Source organism: Dyella flagellata (assembly GCF_030160275.1).
GTDB lineage: Bacteria > Pseudomonadota > Gammaproteobacteria > Xanthomonadales > Rhodanobacteraceae > Dyella_B > Dyella_B flagellata.
The window spans coordinates 103,377-126,009 of record NZ_BSOA01000003.1; the positions used below are offsets into that span (position 1 = coordinate 103,377).

Annotated in this window: 18 protein-coding genes; 12 read left to right on the forward strand and 6 right to left on the reverse strand. The window is 60.4% G+C overall.

Annotated elements, in window-relative coordinates:
• Nucleotides 1–124: 124 nt before the first annotated feature.
• Entirely contained in the window at nt 125–388 is a 264-nt protein-coding gene (locus QQJ96_RS01945; RefSeq protein WP_284330241.1) for a hypothetical protein, read from the reverse strand.
• A gap of 174 nt (nt 389–562) precedes the next feature.
• Here QQJ96_RS01945 and QQJ96_RS01950 point away from each other — a divergent pair, with 174 nt between their 5' ends.
• From QQJ96_RS01950 to QQJ96_RS01960, 3 genes are all read left to right on the forward strand, one after another.
• Nucleotides 563–1,600: a hypothetical protein gene (locus tag QQJ96_RS01950; protein WP_284330242.1), complete on the forward strand. Its 1,038-nt coding sequence runs from the start codon at nt 563–565 to the stop codon at nt 1,598–1,600.
• A 187-nt stretch (nt 1,601–1,787) separates the two neighbouring features.
• Nucleotides 1,788–2,516, forward strand: a complete 729-nt coding sequence (locus tag QQJ96_RS01955) for a hypothetical protein (protein WP_284330243.1) — start codon at nt 1,788–1,790, stop codon at nt 2,514–2,516.
• Between the two features lie 11 nt (nt 2,517–2,527).
• The gene (locus QQJ96_RS01960) at nt 2,528–3,112 is read left to right on the forward strand and encodes a C39 family peptidase (RefSeq protein ID WP_284330245.1); all 585 of its coding nucleotides are present in this window, start codon (nt 2,528–2,530) and stop codon (nt 3,110–3,112) included.
• A 77-nt stretch (nt 3,113–3,189) separates the two neighbouring features.
• Here QQJ96_RS01960 and QQJ96_RS01965 read toward each other — a convergent pair whose 3' ends face one another.
• Together QQJ96_RS01965 and QQJ96_RS01970 are read right to left on the reverse strand one after the other, a co-directional pair.
• On the reverse strand, nt 3,190–4,266 hold the full coding sequence (locus QQJ96_RS01965) for a hypothetical protein (RefSeq protein WP_284330246.1): 1,077 nt from the start codon (nt 4,264–4,266) through the stop codon (nt 3,190–3,192).
• 487 nt (nt 4,267–4,753) lie between these two features.
• Nucleotides 4,754–5,830, reverse strand: coding sequence for a hypothetical protein (locus QQJ96_RS01970; protein WP_284330247.1), 1,077 nt, complete (start codon nt 5,828–5,830; stop codon nt 4,754–4,756).
• Nucleotides 5,831–6,280: 450 nt separating this feature from the next.
• Here QQJ96_RS01970 and QQJ96_RS01975 point away from each other — a divergent pair, with 450 nt between their 5' ends.
• The 5 genes from QQJ96_RS01975 (at nt 6,281) to QQJ96_RS01995 (ending at nt 10,690) form a co-directional block, all read left to right on the forward strand.
• Entirely contained in the window at nt 6,281–7,216 is a 936-nt protein-coding gene (locus tag QQJ96_RS01975) for a GNAT family N-acetyltransferase (RefSeq protein ID WP_284330248.1), read from the forward strand.
• A 683-nt stretch (nt 7,217–7,899) separates the two neighbouring features.
• Nucleotides 7,900–8,196 carry an EF-hand domain-containing protein gene (locus QQJ96_RS01980; RefSeq protein ID WP_284330249.1) on the forward strand — a complete coding sequence of 99 codons (297 nt, stop codon included), beginning with the start codon at nt 7,900–7,902 and terminating at the stop codon, nt 8,194–8,196.
• Between the two features lie 154 nt (nt 8,197–8,350).
• Nucleotides 8,351–8,683 carry a hypothetical protein gene (locus QQJ96_RS01985; protein ID WP_284330250.1) on the forward strand — a complete coding sequence of 111 codons (333 nt, stop codon included), beginning with the start codon at nt 8,351–8,353 and terminating at the stop codon, nt 8,681–8,683.
• A gap of 198 nt (nt 8,684–8,881) precedes the next feature.
• Nucleotides 8,882–9,211 (forward strand): putative quinol monooxygenase, encoded by a 330-nt coding sequence (locus QQJ96_RS01990; protein ID WP_284330251.1) that lies wholly within the window; start codon nt 8,882–8,884, stop codon nt 9,209–9,211.
• A gap of 294 nt (nt 9,212–9,505) precedes the next feature.
• Nucleotides 9,506–10,690, forward strand: a complete 1,185-nt coding sequence (locus tag QQJ96_RS01995) for an MFS transporter (RefSeq protein ID WP_284330252.1) — start codon at nt 9,506–9,508, stop codon at nt 10,688–10,690.
• Between the two features lie 377 nt (nt 10,691–11,067).
• Here QQJ96_RS01995 and QQJ96_RS02000 read toward each other — a convergent pair whose 3' ends face one another.
• The 3 genes from QQJ96_RS02000 to QQJ96_RS02010 form a co-directional block, all read right to left on the reverse strand.
• Nucleotides 11,068–13,362, reverse strand: coding sequence for a beta-N-acetylhexosaminidase (locus tag QQJ96_RS02000; RefSeq protein ID WP_284330253.1), 2,295 nt, complete (start codon nt 13,360–13,362; stop codon nt 11,068–11,070).
• 159 nt (nt 13,363–13,521) lie between these two features.
• A complete protein-coding gene (locus QQJ96_RS02005) occupies nt 13,522–16,251 on the reverse strand; it encodes a TonB-dependent receptor (protein WP_284330254.1) in 2,730 nt (909 codons plus the stop codon).
• Nucleotides 16,252–16,384: 133 nt separating this feature from the next.
• The gene (locus QQJ96_RS02010; RefSeq protein ID WP_284330255.1) at nt 16,385–17,416 is read right to left on the reverse strand and encodes a glucokinase; all 1,032 of its coding nucleotides are present in this window, start codon (nt 17,414–17,416) and stop codon (nt 16,385–16,387) included.
• A gap of 406 nt (nt 17,417–17,822) precedes the next feature.
• On the opposite strand from QQJ96_RS02010, the gene QQJ96_RS02015 reads away from it, so the two are divergent.
• The 4 genes from QQJ96_RS02015 (at nt 17,823) to nagA (ending at nt 22,576) form a co-directional block, all read left to right on the forward strand.
• A complete protein-coding gene (locus QQJ96_RS02015) occupies nt 17,823–19,106 on the forward strand; it encodes a sugar MFS transporter (RefSeq protein WP_284330256.1) in 1,284 nt (427 codons plus the stop codon).
• Between the two features lie 105 nt (nt 19,107–19,211).
• Complete coding sequence (locus tag QQJ96_RS02020; RefSeq protein ID WP_284330257.1) at nt 19,212–20,237, forward strand: LacI family DNA-binding transcriptional regulator; 1,026 nt, start codon at nt 19,212–19,214, stop codon at nt 20,235–20,237.
• Between the two features lie 111 nt (nt 20,238–20,348).
• Nucleotides 20,349–21,413: an SIS domain-containing protein gene (locus QQJ96_RS02025; RefSeq protein ID WP_284330259.1), complete on the forward strand. Its 1,065-nt coding sequence runs from the start codon at nt 20,349–20,351 to the stop codon at nt 21,411–21,413.
• The gene (gene nagA / locus QQJ96_RS02030) at nt 21,413–22,576 is read left to right on the forward strand and encodes an N-acetylglucosamine-6-phosphate deacetylase (protein WP_284330260.1); all 1,164 of its coding nucleotides are present in this window, start codon (nt 21,413–21,415) and stop codon (nt 22,574–22,576) included. The genes QQJ96_RS02025 and nagA overlap by 1 nt, the downstream gene beginning before the upstream one ends.
• Nucleotides 22,577–22,633: the final 57 nt, after the last annotated feature.

Here is a 22,633-nt window from a genome sequence, read left to right on the forward strand (position 1 = left end):
TCAGAAGTGTCCGCCGATCATAACCGGGAGCGCCGCCATGGCGATGGCGCCCCGTTTCAAACACCCTTGAACTTGGCGTTACCGGATTCTTGCCAGATTTGGATGCCTCTATTCAAGAGATGTGTCACACGCTTTTCGCCGACACGAAAAGCGTAAGTTTCGCGACAAAAAGAAAGTGCACGCGCGCAAGGCCCCATAACCGAAACGCACGCACGGCGAATATCCCTACCTTGGCAATGAGCGCATTGCTTCGAAGCTGCACCGCCGCCAACGCAAACGTCCTCATGCCATTACCAATGACAACGCTCTTTGCATTTGTGCATGCATCACTGGTCTTTGCAGTGAATGACGCACACTTGCATGCCGTCAACAAAAACAGCGCGAACATTCACACCCGCTGCACGAGCGCGCGAGGAGATTGAGCCCGCCTTGCATACAAGGCACATGTCCTGGGAAGACATGTCGGGGAAGAAGTCATCCTAGTCGCGACACCCGGACACCATCTCCTTGGTCCAGGAAGGATTGCGTTTTCTCATCTATCAAAGATAGGAGTGCGCCATCAATGTCCTCATTCGCACCGAAGTACCACTCGTGGCTGGGCGTGCTGATGTTCACCGCGCTCAGTGTATTTGGCATGCAAGCCAATCCGGCAAAGGCCGCAGACCAGATTGGAAGTCAACCGCAACTGCGAACCGTCGCATCGCTGACTGAAAGTGCGCGACCCGCGGGTGTGCCGGAGAATTACGTCATCACGCCGCAAGGTTATTTCCCGCTCGCATGCGTGCACCATCTGCAACCCGGCGAAAAGCTACGTCGAAACGGCGGCATCGAAACTGTGGATGGTTCGTTGCGCAGCGTCGCGCCATGTACCCGCCCGCACTACACCCGAGACGGCACGCGCATAGATCCGGATGGCAAGGTGACGCGCCGCGCAGGCTTTGCTTCGCTGAAACGCAGGGACGGCCAGGCCGTCAATGGCTGGGTGGATGATGCGAACTACGAAAGCGACATTGCCATCGGCAACATCACTTCCTATTGGGTGGTTCCGCAGGCACCCAGCAACCCGGGCAATGCCATCAATTTCTTCTTCAATGGCCTGGAGCAATCCAATACGAACCCCAATGCGACCATCCTGCAGCCGGTGCTCGACTGGGGCAATTTCGGCCAGGGATGGCACATGACCAACTGGAACTGCTGCCTCAACGGCGTGTCGTATTACAACGGCCCGTTCAACGTGAACACGGGCGACACCATCGAAGGCATCGTCGCTTCGACCTGCTCACAAGACCCCTGCGACAACAATAGCGCAACGATCACCTCGATCGATCTCAACACCGGCCAAAGCCTCGCTTACCAGACCGACGCCTACAATCCGTTGCACTGGGTTTTCGGCGGCGTACTGGAAGCCTACAACATCAGCCAGTGCAGCCAATTTCCCGCCAGCACGTCGGTGGACTTCTACGACATCTCCGTCACCGACATTTACGGCACCACGGTTGCTTCGCCACCGTTCGCCGGTGAAGTCGACGCCAGTTCATCTGCGCAGCAGTGCGGCTATCAAACCTCTGCATCGCCGACCGACGTAACGGTGTATTACTGATCGCCCAAGGCCACGGAAGGCCTTCCGGTCAAGCATGGGCTGACTCATCGCGTCTGGCTGCTGCCCGATTCAGCGGGGCTGCACTCATGAAAAGCGTAAGCCGGCGAGCGCCGGAGTCCTGCTGGATGGATACCCGTCGGTTTTTTCAGCATCAGGGAAACGCTTTGACTTCAACCGGAGCATACCTATGCGAGCATTTGGCATCGCGCTGTGGCCCGCCATGATGGCCACGCTGTTGTGCACCACTTTTATCCAACCCGTCATGTCCGCGCCGATCAACAACGAGGCACTCGACGCCATCGACGCTGCCCAGGGCACGGCACAGCGCCAGGCCGCGGAACGGGGGCTGTTCGAGCTAAGCAATCGCCTGACGGCTTTGCCCAAATCGGGGACACCAATCTTCGCCGTCAGCGACTATCAGGAGCTGCGCCGCGCCCGGATCGGCGTCGGCTTCGAGGTCAATCTCATCGATCCGCAAGCACTGCTGTCTGGAAACAGCATCGGTGCCAGCACATACCCCAGCAACGAATGGCGCTTCATGGTGATGGTCGACAACCAACCGGTAGGGCTTGTTACGGTGGCGCCCCTCAATGGCCGATGGAAAATGGTCTCGGCCGGGGCTAGCGAAATGGCGCAGGAGCTGTCGCACATAGTTTCGCAATATACCCAGCACGAGCCCGCTGCTCGCCTGCGCTTCCTTCGCAGCCAGCAAGGCGTGGCGGACTTCGTCGAGGTGACTCCCTCCGGCAAGGACGCTCCTTCGCAGTATGTTCCCTTGCTAAGTGCGCGCATCATGCTGAAGCAATCGGCCATGACCGCCGGTTCCGTCGTGCCAGCCCTCGCCGAATCGCAGGTCGCGGCTAGGTTACGCGCCAGCATCCGGCACGGCCTGAGCGCCCCCTCGTTAGCCCATTGAAGGAGATATCCATGAAAAAGAACTTGGCCTATCTGCTTGCCGGGGCGCTCAATTTCGCGATTCCTCTGTGCGCTAGCGCAGCCGCGTTGCAGCTCAACGTTCCGATCGTGACACAGCAGCACAGCGAATGGTGCTGGGATGCCGATGCCAGCGCGATTCTTCAGTACCGTGGCGCCAATGATAGTCAGTGCGCCATCGCCAATTGGGTCTACGGCATCGACTACGCCTGTGGAAACTATTCGTTCGACTGGTATGACAATGCTAATTCGCCTAATTCCTTGACTGGATCGACCGGCATCTCAGGCATACTCTGGAATCTTGGTGGCCGCCACTGGTACTACTACAACCAGGCGATCTCCTACAGCACGGCGGCCAATGCCATCAGCCAAGGCAATCCCGTCGTTATTCTCTGGGAGTGGCAAGGCGGCGGCGGACACTTCGTCGTACTCGACGGCTACGACGACAACGGACAGATGCTGTACTTCATGAATCCCTGGCCAGGCGAAGGCGCGGGCTACGGCGATTACGATTGGATCGCCAACGGCACCGGCAATATGGGCACGCACTACTGGTCCGAATCGCTGATTACCTACTGAGCCGATTGGCGCTTTCAGCCCCTCTCCCAAGCGGGAGAGGGGCATAGGTGAAAATCCACCAAGGTTCGATTCAAGCCCTAAAGTGACAACTCGCAGGCGTTGTTCTTGTCCGAATAGGTACTTTGCATCGCAAAGACGCCGGTGCTCATCGTCACGTTCCCCGACGCTCCCTGCCCCGAACTGATCCACGCGCAAACATCACCGGTTTCGCTACCGCGCTTGGTGACCCATCCCGTGGAGGGGAATTGATCGGTGAGCGTCTCGGCATACTCATGGCCTTCGACGATGGAAAAGCCGTCGGCAACACCTGCCGTACCCGAATTGACGAAATTCTTTCCGCAACTGGAGCCTGCATCGTAGACATACGGCATATTCGTATACGCGACATCCCCGACCGACGACGCCGTGTAGTTGTGCCAGGCGCAGAAATTGGCACCGGCGTTGAAGCCATCCGGGTTGGTTCCGGTCGGCGAAAGGATCACGTATTGCACATAGCGGTTGGACGCCGCAGTCGTGTTACCGAAGTGTGCGGCGGCATTGAGCGCTTCTTGCGTCAACTGTGCCGTCGTCGCCCGCTGCGGCGATGGCGCGCTGTTGTCGTACCACACACCTGCCAACACCGTCCCGCTGGCGGGATACGGGATGAAGTTTGCATTGCTCGGGCAGGAAGTCGAATTGTTCACGGCGGCAGGGCCATCGCAATATTGCGTCATTACCGTGGACCAGCCTTCACCCGAGCCCAGCCCCAGGAACAAGTTCTGCAGATAAGGGGCCGCATTCGCCGGATCGTTGGAGAACGTTGCCAAGCTGCCGCTGGATCCCTGCGTGCCCCATTGCGACCCGTAGAACACCAGATACACTTTCTCCGGGCCACTGGTGACGGCGGCATGGGCGAAACTGGCGTCCGTCGTGCCCCCGCCGTAGTACAGCGTCTTCGTCGATACTTTGAGCGAGCTGGCGGCCGACTCATAAGCCTGCATCACGTGCCAGGTCTCCATGGTGGGGATCACACCATGGCGATACGCGTGGCCATAAGAAGGCGAATAGGGATTTTCCTGCAACGGCGACTGACCAGCCGCCAGCGCAACACCGGACAGTGCGGCGATCAGGGATGAAAAGGCGATGACCTTACCGTACTTCGAAAAAGCGGACATGTCGTTTCCTCGTTGAAAATGACGAAAGAACCCGCTGTGGCTACGTCGCTAACGCATGCGTCGCCGCACGGGCGTTCATGACACCAATCGAGACGTACTGCGCGACATCCTGCTTAGGAAATGACTTCGTCGAAAGCCCCTGAAGGAGACATTGGAAATTCTCCTACTTTTCATGACGAGGCCGTTCACCCCCTCCCAGTGGCGAACTTGCGTGACCGTAACGGATGATCTCGGCAAAAACAACTTCTGTGTGCCTCGAGAACATACGCGCACGTATCGCCTTGCAAGCTTGTGCATATCTATTCCTTTCGCAGAGCGAATCGCGCACGACAGCCACGACAATTACGATTGGATCGCCCGCACCGGCAACACGAGTACCCACTATTGGCAGTCCGAATCGCTGACTGCCTATTCATCCCGTGCAATCAGTCACCCTCATCGAGCCCGGCAAAACCGCGCGCGAACAGGGCGGAAACCAGCGGCCCGTCTACAGCGTCAGCTCACAGGCGCCGCTCTTGTTGGAATAGGTACTCTGCATCGCGAAAGCACCGGTCTTCATCATCACGTTTCCCGACGCCCCCTGCCCCGAACTGATCCATGCGCAAACGTCCCCGGTTTCGCTGCCACGTTTGGTGACCCAGCCGGAAGAAGGAAATTGATCGGTGATCGTCTCGGCATACTCATGGCCTTCCACGATGGAAAAGCCGTCAGCAACGCCACCCACGCCCGCATTGACGAAGTTCTGGCCGCAACTTGCGCCCGCATCGTAGACGTAGGGCATGTTGGTATACGCCACGTTTCCGGCCGACGACGCCGTGTAATTGTGCCAGGCGCAGAAATTGGCACCGGCATTGAAGCCATCCGGATTGGTTCCGGTCGGCGACAGGATCACGTATTGCACATAGCGGTTGGACGCGGCAGTCGTGTTACCGAAGTGTGCCGAAGCGTTGAGCGCCTCCTGCGTCAACTGTGCCGTCGTCGCCCGCTGCGGCGATGGCGCGCCATTGTCGTACCACACACCAGCCAGCACCGCCCCTCCGGCCGGATACGGAATGAAATTCGCATTGTTGGGGCAGCTGCTCGAACCTCTCACTGCCGCGGCGCCATCGCAATATTGCGTCATCACGCTGGACCAGCCCTCCCCGGTGCCCAGGCCCAGGAACAGGTTCTGCAGATACGGGGCAGCGTTTGCCGGGTCGTTGGAGAACGTCGCCAAACCATGGCTGGATCCTTGCGTGCCCCATTGTGAGCCGTAGAACACCAGGTACACCTTTTCAGGCCCGCTGGTGACGCCGGCATTGGCGATGCCTGAGTCATTGCTGCCGCCGCCATAATAGAGTGTCTTGCTGGACGCCTTGAGATGGCTGGTAGCCGACTCGTAAGCCTGCATCACATGCCAGGTCTCCATGGTGGGAATCACACCATGGCGATACGCGTGGCCGTAGGAAGGCGAATAAGGATTCACCTGTTGCGGCGACAGTCCTGCCGCCAACGCAACACCGGACAGTGCGGCAACCAGTGATGAAAACGCGACGGCCTTGCCGTACTTCGAAAAAGCGGACATGTCGTTACCTCGCTGCAAAGAACGAACGAACCCGCTGCGGCTATGCCAGATAAGCGTGCACCGCCGCGCTGGGCATTGATGGTACTGCTCGAGATGTCACCCTGTTTGGAAGATAGCTTCGTCCCAGATCCCTAAAAGGGGCATTAAGAATGCGCCAACAATCCATGACCAAGCCGTTCACCATCCCCCGCGTTGAACCTGCGGTACTCAAGCGGAAAGTTCGGACCAAGACAACGTCTACATGACCAGCATCATCCTGATTGAGTCGAGCTTCTATGCCAAAAAAGAACTCTCGAAACCCCATAGGCTGGACCTGTTGTGCCTTGCGGCTTAACATAGCCAGTTCCGCGTCATGATGACGTTGATAAAGCCATTCCAGCTGACGCAATCCGCTTCAAAGCACTGCGTTGTGCAATCGCATTCGCTTTTTGACCCCCAAAGATATCGCACATGGCCCATGAGACCTTACCGCTTTCCCGCTTAGGATCTGGCCTGCGATCGTTGAACACCAGCCAGATCAGCGCAGAAGAATATGCGCGTTGCTATCACGAGTGGGGCGGAAGCTTTATCGTTCATCCGGAAGTCCTGCAATATTTTGAAGAAACGCACAACGTCAAAGTCCGTTATCGCGGTTATTTCAAGGATGGGCGGTGTGTGGGGGCAGCGCCCGTATGGGGCGCGTTTGTGGCGGGCGACCATTCGGCATTGCATGCTCACCAACTGGACCGCAAGGAAGATTTTGGCTATCCGGTGATCTATCTGCCAATCGACCCTGAATCCCATTGCCATGTCCTTTACAAGGCGAAATATTTGTTGAGCCTGCAGCGGCGGCAAATCGCCGGCGCCATGTTCATGAAGCGCAAGCAGATGGCCATACTCAAGCAATTGCCCGACGAGCTGGAAGCCGGCAAAAAGGAATACCAGATCAAGGAACGCCGCTTCGAGCGACAGGGCGGGGTAGCGCGCGATGTCCAGGAATTTAGCGCTGAGGAAGTCGCGGCCATCTACATCGAGCTTTTTCAGCAACGCTGGGACCGACCGCCCCAGGGCGCCGAATCGCTGAGCAAGACATTTGCGGCGCTGAAAAAATTCCTGTTCGGGAAAGTGCTCTGGCTGGATCAGCGCCCCATTGCCATCCAGATCAATTACCGCGCCGATACCCTCCGCACAATCTCGATTGACTACGTCAACGGCGGCGTGGTGAAGACGCTCAAGAACCTCAGCCCCGGTTCGCTGCTGTCCTATATCAACGGGTGCAACGCCTGCGAGGAAAGCCGACAAAGCGGCAAGCTGCTCATTTACAGCTACGGCAAGGCCAATACGGAATACAAGGACCAATGGTGCCACCGCGTATCGCGCGGACTCACCGGATTCTGGTTGCCCTAGGGATGCTCTGATCTATTCCACGTGCCCGGCATGACGTCCAGAAGGCCCGCAGGGTGTGTCGCGCGGCACAGGACAGACTGGCCGTCTGTTCAAGCCGCGGGGCACGGCCTGCGGGCCTTCTGGACGTCACCCCGTCTTTAAATTCAAAATGTTGGGGCCGCACTGTATGCGCGCCTCGCAGCGACCCAGCGTCTAGACAGACGGCCATGCCTTCCTCGCTCCTCAAACCAGGCACGTCCCTGTGCCTTCCCCGCGTGCGCCACTGGGTCGCTGCGAGGCGCGCATACAGTGCGGTGACGGGTACGCGGAATAGATCAGAGCATCCCTAGCTAATGAAGGATTGTGGGTCACCCGTTGCAAACGATGGGTGTCGCGCAACCACCAAGCTAAATCCGACCCATGGTCGGAAATCCTTGTATCGAGGCTTGCATTCGGTAAGTTCCGATTTGATATCGCTAAAGCCGCCTATATTCCACAATCAGGAATATCAAAGCAGTCATCTCGCTCATCTCGCGTTCGTTGAGGTGCGCTTTGTGGAGGAAAAGTCTCAAAAAGCCTCGAATCCGTATCGCGCGCGCGGTCTGTAAAGGAAAATACGCAATGTAGAGGAAATGTTCGCGGTAAAGCATGCACGGCAAACTCAACCAATGCCGGGCGCACTCTCCCCGTTCAAGGACTTTTGCATGCGCAAGATACTTCCCATCGTTTTTGTACTGATTCCCTCGTTGGTTCCGGCCACGCCCCAATCCGGTTGGGATGGCAAGGTTTCCGCTCAGCAAAGGGCGAGAGAGTTTGAGCAGAAATTCGATCAAGCCAACACGACTCACGATGGCAAGTTGACCTTGGATCAAGCCAAGGCGGGTATGCCGCGCCTGGCCGAACATTTCGACGAGATCGACACGGACCATCGCGGCTATGTGACGCTCGAACAGGTCGAGGCGTATTTCACTAGCAGGCGCAATAGCGCTGCAGGCAGGTGAGTTATTAAGAGAACATAGTGCTTATCCCCATGCCGGCAAGGCGATAGCCACCTATTCGGCACAGCCCATTCATACGGAAAACCGAAGCTGCCGGCAAACACGGCTTGAGCAGTTGGTCTTGCTTGAGCCCAACAATCCATCAGGAGTTACGAACATGAAACTACGCAAGGTTTCTCAGCTTGTTGCAGTGGCTATCGTGATTGCCCTGCCCATGGTGTCCATTGCGGGAACAACGGTCGTCCATCATTGGGTCGCTCCGGGCGGCAGCGTGACCACCGTTCAACACTACGGACCCTACTACGGCTATCGCCCGGGACCCTGCTGCTACTACGGCGGCGCGGCGGCGGCAGGTGCGGCCGCCGGCCTGATCGTTGGCGCAGCTATCGCATCCAAACCAACCGTGGTTTACGCGCCACCGCCAGTGGTGACTTATGCAACGCCTACGATCATCTATACGACTCCCCCACCCATCTACCGCGTACCGTGAGCTGATGAATCGCAAAGATTCATGGCTGACGCGGAGCCAGCCGGGGATACACGTCTGCGCGACTAGTACTTCATGTAATGCCATGTTGCGACATCGCTTCGCCGCACTTCAACCAAGTCCACCAAGGTGGCAGTGAACCTTGACCGAGCAAAGAAATTGGACGCCGCTTTCATCCATCATTATGAGTACGGAGCGAATATGCAGTACCCAAGCCAAATCACGCTTGTTGCCTTCCTCATTGCAAAACCAGGAGAGGAGAACGAGCTAATCCGTCATTTTCAACCGGTCATCCAAGCAACCCGCCGTGAAGCCGGATGCATTGATTACCACCTTCATCAGAACGCGAAAGTGCCCACTGACTTCGTCATGTATGAGAACTATGTTGATCAGCATGCGCTCAAAGCGCATCAGAACGCACCTTACACACAAGCACTTCTCAACTACCTGAACGATAGCGGCGCATCCGTCCAATATGATTTGTGGACCATGCTCACGGAGCATCCGAATCACCACATCGCGTGGTGCTGACAAGCTGCTTTCTCCAAAAGCACCACTACCGCAACCGGCGCGGCTGAGGCAGCTGCACGAACAGCCGCGCTGAACTTAGCTAAGCCGGTTGCTGCCATGCGAGCGACCCACCGCCGCCATGGCCTTAAGGATTTCACTCAAATCCACTTCCCCCCCGTGAATGGCCAAAGCAGGTGTTGAAGCTGGAGGTCCACGACCTGCAATGGGTCGTGTTCCTAGCCATCAGGAAGCCCCGGTGGCGGAGACAGTTTTTGCTCATCGCAGCCGTGACACGGCTTATCGGCAGGCTTTTACATGACAAGAACAATATTGGGAGCCCTTGCGCTCGGTACCTTCGCCATGGGCGTGACTGAATTCACCCCTATGGGTTTGTTGCCGCCTATCGCCAGCAATTTGAATGTGTCCATTCCTACGGCGGGCATGCTCGTCACTGCATTCGCGATCGGCGTAATGGTAGGAGCTCCAGTAGTTACACTCCTGCTGGGCAGACTATCGCGCAAGACCGCGCTATTGTCGCTCATGGGCCTGTTTATCGCAGGCAACGCACTGTCGGCCATCGCCCCCGACTACGGAATTCTAGTGCTGGCCCGTGTCCTAACGAGCCTCTCCCACGGCGCGTTCTTTGGTATCGGCGTCATGGTAGCCATCGAGGCGGCGCCTGCTACGCACAATGCGTCTGCGGTATCCAGCATGTTCATGGGCTTGACCATCGCCAACATCGGCGGCGTTCCGGCCGCGACCTGGCTCGGGACGACCCTGGGCTGGAGATCGGCCTTCGGCGGCATTGCGATACTGGGAGTTCTTGCACTGGCCGCCCTTGCCATGGCACTGCCCTCAGGAAGACATGACCATGACGCAGCCACCTCAGTCAGACGAGAGCTTCGTGTGCTCACCAGTCGCTCGGTCGTGTTGGCACTACTGACCACGGCCTTCGGCGCCGGCGCGATGTTTGCGCTGTTTACCTATGTCGCTGCCCTGCTTGAACGCCTGACCCACGCATCGGCGAGTTTTATCACGGCGATGCTGGCGCTGATCGGAATCGGCTTTACCCTGGGCAACGCGATCAGCGGCCGCTTGGCGGACAAATCCCTGCAAGCCACATTGCTGAGCTTCTTGTCGCTGCTGGCGCTTCTGAGCTTTGCCTTCCCCTTTGCGGCGACAACGCACCTGGGTGCTGCTGTCGCGCTCCTGCTTTGGGGCGCGGCCACGTTTGGGGTGGTGGCACCGGTACAAATGCGTGTGATGCAGGAAGCTCATAGTGCTCCCGGTCTCGCATCGTCCGTAAACATCAGCGCATTCAATCTGGGCAACGCGCTCGGCGCCACCGTGGGCGGATGGGTGATTTCGGCGGGACTCGGGTATGCATGGGTTGCACCGGCGGGCGGCATGCTTGCATGCATCGCCGGCTTCATCGCTCTCTTGAACCGGAATCGCAGAACGATCGTTTCGAACCAGATAGTGTTGGGCGAGCAAGCTTAAATGGGCTCACTTGGCGAGTCATTCCCGGCGAACTAACACCGAGGTCTCGAGTAAGCACCCCGTGCCAGGGCGAATGACCCATTGGCGCATAGACGTGATCTCAGCCGCCGGGATCATTGACCAGCAACATGACCGCGACGGTGCAGCCGCGCAGGGCGTCCAACGAAAGCAAGCGGCGAGAAGGCGCGTTCATGGCTTACCCTTGCTCTCGCTTGGCGGCACCTGCGATACGCGGTCAAAGGCGTGCAGCGCGTAGGCTGGGATGCTAATCCCAGCTTTCCACACCGCATCCCGATGCTGGGATTGTCATCCCAGCCTACGGCGATTCCGCTCCACGGCAGGCAACGCTGTAGCCCCACGATACCTTGCGTGCGCCTTCAGGGCTTAGCCTTGTTTTCGCTGGAAGGAATCAACGACACACGGTCGAAGGCGTACAGTGGCCCATCGGTCGGCGCGGTGAATACGAGGCACAGGTTGTGCTCGTCGTGTTGCGGCGTCAGCGCGGCATCGAGCGCGAAGCGCCTGGTGCTGTTCGCTGGATCGGGCAGCGCGGCGCTCGCAATTGCCGGTCCGTCGCAGCGATCCAGATGGACGACCAACTCGCCATGCGGTGTACTGTGCGGCCGCGGCACCACCAGCTTTATATCGTGCGCGAGCGCGAAATTTCGCTCCAATCGAGCCACCTCGACGTGAATCGAAGCGATGTCATCCAGCGGAGCGGCCAGATACTGCTGACAGGTGTCGAAGATATTGACGGCATACACCGGCAACATGCTGGTGGCATCCGGCATCGGTTGTAAGTGCAGGCGGAAGTCACTGCCTTTGCAGTTCACCAGTTCCGCACCAGTGCGCGATAGCAAATGCTCACGGTCGATCAACCGCGTGCGCGCAGCGGCGAGCATGCCACCATCGCTCGCATAAACCGCAGCCTTGATCGTGACCGGCCAGATCACGTTAAAAGGCTTGTCGTACAGCGGCGCCTGGCCGTCAGGGGCGCTGCCGTCCATTGTGTAATGAATGGCGCCGTACCCGGCCTGGTTGGAGAGCTTTACCAAGGCCTTGCCGCTTTTCAGTGCTGTATTGGCGTCAACCTGGATCACCGGCGCGAACGCACTATCGGCGTAGTCGACTTGCTGCGCCGCATAGCGCTGAAACTGCGCCGGCAGGCGCGCAAGAAAACCCATCCAATCGCGCGAGGAAGCCGGCGACCACACCACTTCGCTCAATGCGTCCAGGCGCGGGAAGGCGGCGTGCTCCACGTGCCGCATGCTGGGCATGTGCTCGGTCCACGCGTTCGCCTGCGCACCCAATACGTGCGCCGCCTGCGCCGCATCGAGCACGGCGGGAACGGGGTTGAAGCGATAGACGTCTTCCAGGCTGCGCACCGGACCGCGGCCGGCGGTTTCATCCGGGAGCTGGCTTTGCAGGCTGTCCAGGTACAGGTCCGGAGCCGGCGACATCACCACGTCGTGGCCGAGCTTGGCGGCCTTGATCGCGCCGTCGGTGCCGCGCCAGGACATCACCGTGGCATCGGCCGGCACGCCACCGTCGAGGATTTCGTCCCAGCCGATCAGGCGCCGCCCGTGCGCCGACAGATAGCTGCCGATGCGGCCGATGAACCAGCCCTGCAAGGCATCCTCATCCTTCAGGTGCAGCGTACGAAGCTTTGCCTGGACGGCAGCCGACGCCTTCCACTGGTCCTTGATCGCTTCGTCGCCGCCGACATGGATGTAGTGCGAAGGGAACAGGGCCATCACTTCATCGAGCACGTTATCGATGAACTGGAAACTCGCGTCGTCCACATTGTAAAGGTAGGGGTTCACGCCCCAATCGACCGATACCGGCGGACGCTTGCCGGTGACGCCGATTTGCGGATACGAGGCGACCGCGGCCTGCGCATGCCCGGGCATGTCAATCTCCGGCATCACGGTAATATGGCGTGCGGCCGCATACGCCACCACGTCGCGAATCTGGTCTTGCGTATAAAACCCACCGTAACGCACAGGCTCGCCGTCGTGACCTGCATCCGGCGGCGTACGCCATGCGCCGATGCGCGTAAGCTCCGGATAGCGCTTGATCTCAATGCGCCAACCCTGGTCGTCGGTGAGGTGCCAGTGCAGCACGTTGAGCTTGTGCTGGGCCATCTGGTCGAGCAACTGCTTTACTTTATCGACGGCCTGGAAATGGCGTGCGGAATCCAGCATGACGCCGCGCCAGGCGAAACGCGGCCAGTCGTTGATATGCAACGCCGGAACTTGCACTTCGCCGTGTTGCGCATTGGGTGTCAGCAATTGGAACAGGGTAACAGCACCATAGAACAGGCCGGCATCGTCGTGGGCCTCGATGCGAATGCCCTTTGGGGTGACATCGAGTATGTAGCCTTCAGCATGCGCCAGCTTGGGATTGCGCTGGAACACAATGGCCTGGCTTGCTACGCCAGCGTCCGTTACCCCGAGATGCAAGCCGCGCGTGCTGGCGATCAAGCCGGCAAGATATTGTGCCGATGCGCTAGCCGCTTGATCGTTCGCGGGTACGCGGATGGAAGTTTTTTCGTCGACCTTGAACGAGCCCTTGGCCAGCTGCAGCTGCGCGGGTAGCGGGATCAGCGATACGGGAGTGGCATGAGCGAAGCCACAAAAGGCAAGGCAGAAGAATAGAGCGGCAAATCGCATGCGTTTTCCCATCATTCGAGTAGGTGCGTAGGCTGGGATGATAATCCCAGCTTTGCATGCGGCATCCCTATGCTGGGATTGGCATCCCAGCCTACGTTAGTCCCCGGAAAAAAAGCGGACCTGGCAAAACATCACCAGGTCCTTGGCGGGGAAGATGACTTAGAACTTGAAGCGCAGATTGAAGTAGTACTGGCGGCCGTTCACATAGAACGCATACGGCTGCTTACCGAAGGTGTTGTTGTCCTGGTAGTAGTAGCGCCACTTCGGGTTGTTGAGGTTCATCGCGTCGAACGTCACCGACATCCAGTCGGTGATCTTGTAGCCGGCCGAGAACGCGAGGTTGCCCACGCCGGCCTGGAAGTAGTTCGCGCCATGGCTGACCGTGTCGTAGAACGACGAGCGGTAGGTGTAGGCCAGGCGTGCGTTGAACAGGTCGTTTTCGAAGTACACCGAAGCGTTGAAGGTGTGCTTGGACGTGCCTTCCAGCGGCTGGCCGTTGTCGGCATGGGCACTGGCGAAGGTGTAGTTGGTTTCCACGCCGAAGTTCTTGCCGATCGGCTGGATGTAGGCCAGTTCCACGCCCTTCACGTTGCCATTGACGTTGCTCGGGACCGTAACGGTGTAGGTCGAGAACACGTCATGCCCAGCAAGGGTGGACGCCTGGATGTCCTTGTACACGCGGTTGACGTCGCCGAAGTTCACATAGTTGTGCAACGACATGTTGTACACGCTGGCCGACAGCAATCCGCGCGGCGCGAAATACCATTCCAGCGCGCCGTCGAAATTGGTGGAGATCAGCGGCTTCAGTGCCGGGTTGCCGCCCGCGCCCGTATGTGTAAGGTCATCCAGCGACACCGAGCCGGCCATCGCCGAATAGTCCGGACGGGTCAGGGTTTGCGACACCGCCATGCGGGCGATGACATCGTCCGTGAGGTCGAACTTGAGGTTCGCGCTGGGCAGCACCTTGTTGTACGAGTGCTTGATGGTGTTCCAGTAGTACGGACCAAAAGCCGAGGTGGTGATCGGCCCGATGGCCGAGCTGGCGCTCGCATCGGGGCTGGTGGTGGCGTCGTTGATCGTCTCGCCGGTATGGACGTAGCGGACACCCACGTTGCCGCCCCAACGATCGCCGTCGAAGTTGGCTTGCAGATACACCGCGCTATCCTTCTCCTTCACGCTATAGATATCGTTCCAGTAGAAGCGCGTGACAGGATTGCGGTTGGCGAACTGCCCGTCGATCGTCGCGAGCTGGCTCGGCGTGTAGAACCACACGCTGCCCGGCACGGTCGCGCCCAGCTGGCTGCCGAAATCACCGGGATAGTTGCCGTAGCCGCCGGCCGGCAGCTGGGCCTGGGTAGGCATGCCGTTCAACGGGCCCTGCGCGATGTCTTCCAGGCTCTGGCGCGTATGGCTGGAATAGCGCGCACCGAACTGCAACGAAGACATCGGGCCGTCAAAATCAAGCTCGCCGTCACCTTGGACCCAGTTTTCCTTGTCCACCATGTGGATGGACTGCTCGCCGAAGATCCAGCCCGCCGACGGCACCATGGTGGAAGGCGAGTTGTTAACGGCGCCTTCGTACCAGCTGATCGGCGTACCCAGGCCATTCATTTGCCAGCCGCCGCTGCCGGCGTTGTTTTCACCCAACTCGAGCACGTTCTGGTGCGGACTGTCGCCGGCGCCATGGGTGGTACCGGCCTGCCCGTGGAAGCTCAGCTTATCGGTGACCTTCCAGGCAGCGTCCAGCGCGACGTACCAGGTTCGGGACGCTGCGCCCGGACGCGAGATCTGATCATAGATGCCATAGGGCGCATTGGTGCCCGGCGCCAGGTCGGCGTGGGTGATGACATTGCCCTGCGTCTGCACGTTGGTGAGCTGACCACCCGCACCCAGCACGCTACTGGTCCACAGCATGTAGTTGCGGTTGTAGTTGTCGGCCTTCATCAGCGAATAGAAGCCGTTCAAATCGAGCGTAAGGTTGTCGCTCGGCTTGAACTCCACGTCGAAGGCGCCGCCTTCGCGCTTGCGCGTCTGGGTGAAGAACGCATTGCCGATTTCATTCGGGTAGTAGTAGGTCTTGCCGTTGAGCGTGGTGGAGTTGTAGCCACCGACCACTTCCTGGCCTTCGCGCTGCAGGCTGCGCTCTTCGTAGAACGCCTGACCCAACACGCCGAAGGTGTTGTCGGGGCTCTTGTAGTTGAACAGGCCGCTGAACTGCGGCTTGGTGGTGCCGGGCAGGTCCGCGTACACGCCACCGATGGAGGCTTCGGCAGTGAACTCCTTGGCGTACTCCAGCGGCTTGCGCGTAACGATGTCCACGGAGCCGGCGCTACCACCTTCCAGCAGGCTGGCTTCGGAGGTCTTGTGCACCACCACTTGGCTGACGATTTCGGACGGCAACAGCGAATAACTGACGCTGCGACCCACGGTCTGCACCTGGTTGAGCACGAACCAGTCACCAGTGGCCACGGTGTGGCCGTTGATCGTGGTCTGCGTCATGCTCGGATTGGTGCCGCGCAAGCTGACACGATCGACTTCGTCGAACGCGCCTTCGCTGGCGCTGGAGGAACTGATGTTCACGCCCGGCAGGCGCTGCAGGGTATCGGCCACGTTCTTGGCGGGCAGCTTGCCGATGTCTTCGGCAGAGACCACTTCCACGTGGGTGTTGTCCGCACGCTTGGTATCCAGCGACAGCTCCTGGCTGCTGCGGATGCCGGTGACCGTAATCGTGGACAGTTCCTTGATCTTCTCCTTGTTGGCCTTCTCTGCACTGTTCTGCTGATTGGCCTGGCTGGAGGTCTGGCTGTTGTCTTGGGCATAGAGCGCACCCGACACGCACCAAAGGCCGGCGATGATGCTCGCGGCGAGCAGGGTCTTACGATGTGACATGGCTTCCTCCCCTCAGAGGCGTTTTTTTCAGCACGGAATATGTTCGCGGCATGTCCGTACTGCATGGCGTATGGGCTTGCGCCCGGTTCGTTTCAGAACACTTCCTCAACCCTTTACATCTCTCACGCGCGCATCAGTGCGCGTGCTGACCATCTAGATACAAGCCAGCGGCGCCAATCACGCCGAGCTGGCCATGCTCCATCAGTCGAACAGGTACCTGCTGCAAAAAAGGGCGCATCACGCCCTTGTTGAAGTAGCGCTCGGCGAAGGTGCTCGACAGCAGCAGGCCGCGAATCTGCGGCAGGATGCCGCCGGCGAGGTAAACCCCGCCGCGGGCGCCGTACAACAACACCAGATCGCCGACAAAGCTGCCGAGCAATCCGCAGAACACATTCAAGGCTTCAACCGCTGCCGCGTCGCTGCGCTCCACCGCGCTGCGCGTTACTTCGGCAGGCAGTTGCAAACCCGGCGTTGCGCCACGCAATGCGCAAATGGCGTTGTACAAATTGAGCAAACCCGGGCCGGATAGCGCATGTTCGTAGGAGACGTACGCGCGATCTCGCGCGAGCCAGCGCAGTATGTCGATTTCCAGTTCGTTGCCGGGTGCCAGCGAGACCTGCCCGGCCTCAGTCGCCAACACGGTGGCGTGCGGCATGCCGGGCAGCAGCACAGCCGAACCCAGGCCCGTGCCCGGCCCCATCACCAACACAGGCCCAGCGACCTGCGCTGCGCTGCTCTCGATCACCGGCACGGCATCGGCCTGGGTCATGAACTGGGTAGCGTAGGCAACGGCCTCGAAGTCGTTGATCACCGCCAGAGTGGAAATTCCCAGGCCTTCGCGAATGTCGCGAATGGATACCGGCCACGGCAAGTTGTCGTTGACGATGGCGTCGCCCAACACATAGCCGGCACTGGCCACCGCACAATGGTCCACCGGCATGTCGGCACTCAACTGCGCGACAAAGTCCTTGAGCACAGCGGTGAGACTGGGCCATTCGGCGCAGGCGTAGCGGCGGTACTCCAGCACGGTGACCGGACGGCGGCCATCCGGACTCGGACTGACCAGCCCGATGCGCGCATGCGTACCGCCGACATCGGCCGCCAGAAATGCCGGTTGCAGCGATCGCGCCGTTTGCGCCTTGCCATGTACAACAGCCTGAACCACGCCCCCTCCTCACGTTTTTTCCCGTGCCTACCCCGCGAAATGCGAGGCCACCTCCAGGCACGTTTCGATGACGGAGTCTGGTCACGAATGACAACGCTGTCAACAGGGTCAAGCCCAGGCATGGCAATGAGCTGTGCCGCAGCGCGAAATGCCACCGCGCGCGGCCACCGGCACGAGTTTTTAAGCCTTTGACAATAAAGCTATTTTAGGTCAATCATGTAGGCCGAATGGCCTATCCCTTGAGCTGCTGCAGCGCATCACGAGCAGCTGTTTGGCAGGGCCAAATGACGCACGTTGTCGTCGGCTCCGGAGGGCTCCGATTGACAACGTTGTGCATTGAGGACAATAAAGGACATCACAGTGATGCCGGTTGCCGGCATCGGGTCAGCCACGGGGAAAGCGCTTCATGTCGTCCACCACTTACACCGCCGACGCACGCACGTCGACCTTGCTGCCGATGCTGATCATCGGCGTACTGTTCTTCATCATGGGATTTTTCACCTGGCTCAACGGGCCGCTGATTTCATTCGTGAAAGTGGCCTTTACGCTGGACGACATCAACGCCTTCCTGGTGCCCTTTGCGTTCTACGTTTCCTATTTCGTGCTCGCACTGCCCGCGGGCGCGGTGCTCAAGCGCACCGGCATGAAAAAGGGCATGGTGCTGGGGCTTTTCATCATGGCCATCGGCGCGGCGGTGTTCGGGGAATTCGTGCGCATTCGCGTCTATCCGGGCGCGCTGGCCGGCTTGTTCGTGATCGGCGCCGGTCTGTCGCTGCTGCAGACAGCGGCCAATCCCTACATCAGCATCCTGGGCCCGATCGACAGCGCCGCCCAGCGCATCGCGCTGATGGGCATCTGCAACAAGGTGGCTGGTGCGCTAGCGCCATTGGCCTTCGGCGCACTGGTGATGGCGGGCATCGATACCTTCCTCGGCCAGGTGACCACCATGGCCGAAGGCCCCGCGCGCGAAAGCCTGCTCAATGAGTTCGCCGCACGCGTATTCTGGCCTTATATGAGCCTGGCCGGGCTACTGGTGGTGCTGGCGATCTGGATCCTGTTTTCCTCGCTGCCGGAAATCAAACCCTCCGGCGCCAACAGCGAACGCTCGATCGGGCATGGCAAAGGCGGCATTTTCAGCTTCCCGCACTTGTGGCTGGGCGTGCTATGCCTGTTCCTCTACGTGGGCGTGGAAGTGATGGCCGGCGATGCCATCAACACTTACGGCCAGGGCTTTGGCCTGCCGCTGCAAGTGACCTCGCACTTCACCACCTACACCATGGTGGCCATGCTAGCCGGCTACGTGATCGGCTCGGCATTGATTCCACGCGTCATTTCGCAACAACGCTACCTGGCTGTGTCGGCCGTGCTCGGCGTGCTGTTCGCCATCGGCGCCTTCGTTACCCACAGCTACGTTTCAGTGGCCTTTGTCGCCGCGCTGGGCTTTGCCAACGCCATGATGTGGCCGGCGATCTTCCCGCTTGCGATCAAGGGCCTGGGCAGCCATACCGAGCTGGGCTCGGCCGTGCTGATCATGGGCATAGTGGGCGGCGCGTTGCTGCCACAGGCCTTCGTGCACTTGAAGCAGTACATCGATTTCCAGCTCGCGTTCGTGATTGTCATCGTGCCGTGCTATCTGTACATCCTGTACTACGGGGTGCGTGGCCATAACGTGGGCACGCACGCCGCCTGAGGCAAATCGTGAAGCCGGGCATCGCAGCTTCCATCTCCACTACACGCCGACATCGGGCGGGGCATTGGGCTACGATGCCCACCCGACACCCGGGAGGATCTCTCGTTGCACAGTCCCACCATCAAGGACGTAGCCAAGCACGCCGGCGTTTCGTTGAAGACGGTTTCGCGCGTCATCAACCACGAGGCAGCGGTACGACCCGAGACCCGCGAAAAGGTGGAACGGGCGATCGAGCAGCTCGGCTACCGCCCGGACCCTTCCGCGCGCAGCTTGCGCAGCAGTTCCCACGCGTATGCGATCGGCCTGGTCTACGACAATCCGAACGCGCATTACGTGATCGATATGCAGAACGGCGTGCTGTCGGCCTGCCGCGAGCGTGGCTTCGGCTTGCAGATCTATCCTTGCGACTCGGCCGCACCCAGCCTGGCCGAAGAACTGGTGTCGCTGGTGCAGCGCGCACGCCTGGCCGGCCTGATCCTGGCGCCGCCGATGTCGGAGCAATCGGCCCTGCTGGCTACGCTGAAGGCGAGCGACGTGGACTTCGTGCGCATAATCGCTGCACGCGAGGACCCCAAGGACGGCATGCCCTGCGTGTACGTGGACGATCACGACGCGGCCTATGCCATCACCGAACACCTGATACAGCTCGGCCATACCCGCATCGGCTTCCTGTGGGGCGAGCCGCATCACCGCTCCAGCCCGGAACGCTATCAGGGCTACGCGGATGCCTTGAAGGACTATGGCATCCCGCTCAATCGCAAATTGATCCTGCCTGGGCGCTATGCCTTCGACGACGGCTTCCGTGGCGCACGCAAGCTGCTGGCACTGAAAGAACCACCCACCGCGATATTCGGCTGCAACGACGAGATCGCCGCAGGCGTGCTGGCCGCGGCGCGCTCGGCCGGCCTGGACGTGCCATGGGACCTGTCCATCGCCGGCTTCGAGGACAGCCCGTTTTCCAAGCAGGCCTGGCCAGCACTGACCACCGCGCGGCAGTCGACCAGCGAAATCGGGCGGCATGCGGCGCTGCATCTGATCAGCGGTCTGCAGCAGGACAGCGACTTGCCCAACGAAGGCTTCATGCCGGAACTGGTGGTGCGCGGATCGACTGCGCCGCCGCGGCAGACCTGATTTTTCTTTCGTTTTCCCACTCCCCCATCCATTTCCGACGCGCCTATCCACTGTACGGCGAGGTTGCCCCCTCTCCCCAATCCTCTCCCCGGCGGGGAGAGGAAATAGCGCATGCCGCGTCTTATTCCCCCGGAGCCTCCCGTGAAATCCGCTCGTGACACCCTGATGTACAACGAGGCGCAGGAAAGCGCCGCCACCGTCGAACGGCAGCTTGCGCAGAACGCATCGATTCTCGCTGCACTCGGCGAACGCTTGCGCGCAAAACCGCCTCGCTTCATTGTGACCTGCGCGCGCGGCAGCTCCGATCACGCTGCAGCCTATGCGAAATACGTGTTCGAGACCCGGCTCGGGCTGATCACGGCCTCGGCCTCGCCGTCGATCTCCTCCATCTACGACGCGAACCTGCAATTGGAAGGCGCCCTGTTCGTGGCGATTTCGCAGTCGGGCAAGAGTCCGGATCTGCTGCGCAGCGCGGAGGCAGCGAAGCAGGCCGGTGCCTATGTGCTTGCCCTGGTGAACGTGGAAGACTCTCCGCTTGCTGCACTTGCCGATACGGTCATTCCGCTGCGCGCCGGCCCCGAGCGCAGCGTCGCGGCCACCAAAAGCTATCTCGCCACGCTTGCCGCCGTGCTGCAATTGACTGCGCATTGGTCCGATGACCCATCGCTGCATGCCGCGATTGCGCGCCTGCCCGACGATCTTCGCCGCGGTTGGGAGGGTGACTGGAATGCGCTGGAACAGGGGCTCGTCGGCGTCCATAACTTGTTCGTGGTAGGTCGCGGCTATGGTTTCGGTGCTGCGCTGGAAGCGGCGCTCAAGCTCAAGGAAACCTGCGGCCTGCACGCGGAGGCCTTCAGCGCCGCCGAGGTGAAGCATGGCCCGATGGCCCTGGTAGGCGAGGGCTTTCCGGTGCTGTTCCTGGCCCAGGATGACGGCACGCTGGAAAACACTCTCGCCGTCGCCAACGAATTCCGTTCGCGCGGCGCGCGTGTGTGGGTAGCGGCACCGGGCGCGCAAGGCGCCGATGCGCTGCCGCTGCCCGGCGGCATCGACCCGATCGTGACACCGCTGCTAGCCGTGCAGAGCTTCTATCGCGCGGCCAGCGCCCTGTCGCTCGCACGCGGCTACGATCCTGACGTGCCGCCGCATCTGCGCAAGGTCACGGAGACTGTGTAATGCCGCCGAATCCGCTCATTGCCCTCGTCAATGGCCGCGTGCTCGGCGATCACGGCCCGCGCGAAGGCTTGGCCGTGCTGGTGCGCGGCAAACGCATCGTGGCAATCGTTGCGCACGACGATGCGCGCCTCGCCGATGCGAAACAGCACGATCTACAGGGTCGCCTGCTGTTGCCGGGCTTCATCGACGTACAAGTGAACGGCGGCGGCGGCCTGTTGTTCAACGACGATCCCAGTGTCGAAACCTTGCGCGGTATCGCCGAGGCGCACCGCAAATTCGGCACCACCGGCATGCTGCCCACGCTGATCACCGACACCGCTGAGAAGATGTGCGCCGCCCTGCAGGCGGTGGATGATGCGATCGAGCAACGGGTTCCGGGCATTCTCGGCATCCACGTGGAAGGCCCTTTCCTGGCCAACGCGCGCAAGGGCATCCACAACGCCGACCTGTTCCGTCTGCCTGACGATGACGACGTCGAAGCACTGATCGCTCCGCACAAGGGCCCGGTGATGCTGACGCTCGCGCCCGACCAGGTGCCGCTGCCGGTGATCGCGAGACTTTCCGGCGCCGGTGTGGTGGTAGTTGCCGGCCACACCGCTGCCGATTACGCGACCACACGCGCCGCGCTCGATGCCGGCGTCTGTGGCTTTACGCATCTCTACAACGCCATGACGCCACTCGCCAGCCGCGATCCCGGAGTAGTGGGTGCAGCCCTGGATGATCCGCATAGCTGGTGCGGCCTGATCGTGGATGGCCACCACGTGCATCCGGCGACGTTGCGCGTCGCCATCGCAGCCAAAGCGCGGGGCAAGTGCGTGCTTGTCACCGACGCGATGCCGCCGGTGGGCAGCGATCAACCCAACTACGTGCTCAACGGCCAGACCATCGTGATGCGCGACGGCATCTGCCAGAGCGAAGCCGGCGTGCTGGCCGGCTCCGGCCTGGACATGGCCAGCGCTGTGCGCAACGCCGTGCAGATGCTCGGCCTGCCCTTGGCGGAAGCATCCCGCATGGCGAGCAGCTATCCGGCGGCGTGGATTGGACTGGATCGCACGCATGGGCGGATCGCGGCCGGCTATCAGGCGGATTTCGCGGTACTGGATGATGCGCTGGTGGTCCAGGAGACCTGGGTGGGAGGCGTGCCTTATCCGGTGCATGCGTAGGCTGGGACGACAATCCCAGCTTGCTGTACCGGTTGCTGATGCTGGGATTGTCATCCC

Coding starts and splice junctions, on each gene's coding strand:
- QQJ96_RS01960 (WP_284330245.1), top strand. CDS start 2,528: ATGAAAAAGAACTTGGCCTATCTGCTTGCCGGGGCGCTCAATTTCGCG.
- QQJ96_RS02005 (WP_284330254.1), bottom strand. CDS start 16,251: ATGTCACATCGTAAGACCCTGCTCGCCGCGAGCATCATCGCCGGCCTT.
- nagA (WP_284330260.1), top strand. CDS start 21,413: ATGCCGCCGAATCCGCTCATTGCCCTCGTCAATGGCCGCGTGCTCGGC.
- QQJ96_RS01975 (WP_284330248.1), top strand. CDS start 6,281: ATGGCCCATGAGACCTTACCGCTTTCCCGCTTAGGATCTGGCCTGCGA.
- QQJ96_RS01970 (WP_284330247.1), bottom strand. CDS start 5,830: ATGTCCGCTTTTTCGAAGTACGGCAAGGCCGTCGCGTTTTCATCACTG.
- QQJ96_RS01980 (WP_284330249.1), top strand. CDS start 7,900: ATGCGCAAGATACTTCCCATCGTTTTTGTACTGATTCCCTCGTTGGTT.
- QQJ96_RS01950 (WP_284330242.1), top strand. CDS start 563: ATGTCCTCATTCGCACCGAAGTACCACTCGTGGCTGGGCGTGCTGATG.
- QQJ96_RS01985 (WP_284330250.1), top strand. CDS start 8,351: ATGAAACTACGCAAGGTTTCTCAGCTTGTTGCAGTGGCTATCGTGATT.
- QQJ96_RS01965 (WP_284330246.1), bottom strand. CDS start 4,266: ATGTCCGCTTTTTCGAAGTACGGTAAGGTCATCGCCTTTTCATCCCTG.
- QQJ96_RS01990 (WP_284330251.1), top strand. CDS start 8,882: ATGCAGTACCCAAGCCAAATCACGCTTGTTGCCTTCCTCATTGCAAAA.
- QQJ96_RS02000 (WP_284330253.1), bottom strand. CDS start 13,362: ATGCGATTTGCCGCTCTATTCTTCTGCCTTGCCTTTTGTGGCTTCGCT.
- QQJ96_RS02015 (WP_284330256.1), top strand. CDS start 17,823: ATGTCGTCCACCACTTACACCGCCGACGCACGCACGTCGACCTTGCTG.
- QQJ96_RS01955 (WP_284330243.1), top strand. CDS start 1,788: ATGCGAGCATTTGGCATCGCGCTGTGGCCCGCCATGATGGCCACGCTG.
- QQJ96_RS01995 (WP_284330252.1), top strand. CDS start 9,506: ATGACAAGAACAATATTGGGAGCCCTTGCGCTCGGTACCTTCGCCATG.
- QQJ96_RS02025 (WP_284330259.1), top strand. CDS start 20,349: ATGCCGCGTCTTATTCCCCCGGAGCCTCCCGTGAAATCCGCTCGTGAC.
- QQJ96_RS01945 (WP_284330241.1), bottom strand. CDS start 388: ATGTTCGCGCTGTTTTTGTTGACGGCATGCAAGTGTGCGTCATTCACT.